The sequence below is a fragment of the Candidatus Streptomyces philanthi genome (genome assembly GCF_059553635.1).
On the sequence record NZ_JCANQV010000609.1, the window covers coordinates 1 to 1290 of the forward strand.

Consider the following 1290-nt stretch of genomic DNA (forward strand, 5'->3'; position numbering starts at 1 on the left):
CGGCGCCCGCCCGCCACTCCCGGAGCAACTGGTCGAAGATCGGGGTGTCCCCGCCGCCGGTCCGGCGCGGGTGGTCCGGTGACGGCGGTGGACCCTGCTGGGGGAGGCGGTGCCGGAACGGTTCACCGGGGTTCTGCTGGGTGTCCATACCCGGTCTCACCCCGGGGAGCGGCCCCCGGGTTGCGGGGGCGGGCGGTGGACCAGCCATATGTACCTGCGCCGGTGACGGCCGGAAGAGACGTTCCCGCGCGGGGAGGCCGTCCCGGGGGATGAGATCCGGCCGAGTCGTACGGCCGCATCACGCCCGGTACGGGACACGATCCGGCCGGGCCCGCCGCTCCACCGGGCCGTCGGCCGCCCGTCCCGCACCGCATCGGCCCCGTGCCCCCCGGACGTGCACCGGGCGCGGCGAGGACCGGGCGGGAGAGGCGGCGGGCCCGCTCCCGCAAGGGGCCACGGCCCGCAAACGGCCGGGGCTCCGCCCGGCGGTGACGGGCCCGCCGTACGACGAACGCCGCCGGCCCCGGCCCCGTCTCGCCCCGTGTCAGGTCCCTTCCCCGCCGCGCCGCGGAAGGCCGTCCCGGGCGCATGGCGGGCCGTATCCGGGGCAGGCGCCGGGACGGGCCGGCGCCCCGTTCCGGTGCGGACCGGCGCGAAGCGGGTGGAGGCGGACCCTCCGGCCCATGGCCGGTACCTGTCGTCTAGAGTTGCAGAACTCTGCAATTCAACAGGTGGCGCGACGGCCGGGCGGCCGTGGTGCGGAGGTCGTGCGTGGGCAGATGGGCCGGGACGAAGCGGGACGGGACGCGGACGGCGCACGCCGGTGTCCGCCGCGGGACGCGGAACGGGGCCGCGGGATGACGGGCGGGGACGTGCCGCTGTACCGGGCGAAGGCCGACTTCTTCCGGACGCTGGGCCACCCGGTGCGCATCCGGGTGCTGGAGATGCTGCAGGACGGCCCGCTGGCCGTGCGGACGCTGCGGGCCGCCATCGAGGTGGAACCGCCCGCCCTCTCCCAGCAACTGGCCGTCCTGCGCCGCGCGGGTATCGTCACCGCCACCCGTACGGGCTCCACGGTCGTCTACCGGCTGGCCGGCGGCGATGTGGCGGGACTGCTGCGCTCCGCCCGCCGGATCCTCGCCTCCGTGCTCACCGGACAGCACGAACTCCTCGCCGAACGGCGGGGGGACGGCCCGGGGCGCGGGCGGCGGCGGGCGTCGTGCGGACAGGAGGCGTCGTGAGCGGGACATCGAGGCGGGCGGCGGCAGGGTACGGGACGCTCCGGTGCGG

At 77.4% G+C, this 1290-nt stretch carries 1 protein-coding gene; it reads left to right on the top strand.

The genetic code is table 11. The features are described 5' to 3' along the window. The first annotated feature begins 857 nt into the window (after positions 1–857). Positions 858–1241, top strand: a complete 384-nt coding sequence (locus AC51EU_RS30595; protein WP_496270344.1) for an ArsR/SmtB family transcription factor — start codon at positions 858–860, stop codon at positions 1239–1241. Positions 1242–1290: the final 49 nt, after the last annotated feature.

Bases quoted from the DNA above. Each gene is read 5' to 3' on its own strand.
- AC51EU_RS30595 (WP_496270344.1), top strand. From the start codon at position 858: ATGACGGGCGGGGACGTGCCGCTGTACCGGGCGAAGGCCGACTTCTTC.